At 66.4% G+C, this 223-nt stretch carries 1 riboswitch.

Annotated elements, in window-relative coordinates:
- Window positions 1-53 precede the first annotated feature (53 nt).
- Window positions 54-223, reverse strand: a riboswitch (cobalamin riboswitch). This riboswitch is flagged as partial in the annotation.

The raw sequence follows: 223 nt of genomic DNA on the forward strand, positions 1-223 counted from the left end.
CCGCGCAATGGCGCGGTGCACTGAGCGATCCATCGGGGCACCCCGCCCGAGGACATGATCGTCAGCCCTGGGCAGGTCTCCTGGCTTGCGGGTCGTCGCCTTCTGCCGGCCTTCCCGGTGATCGCTCACCAGTGACGCTGGATGGCAGGAGACTCGTCGCTCACAGTTGCGGGGGCAGCCCCGGATTCACCTCAATGGTTCACCGGATTCCCTCTTAGCTCCG

Source organism: Microvirga pakistanensis (assembly GCF_004458765.1).
GTDB lineage: Bacteria > Pseudomonadota > Alphaproteobacteria > Rhizobiales > Beijerinckiaceae > Microvirga > Microvirga pakistanensis.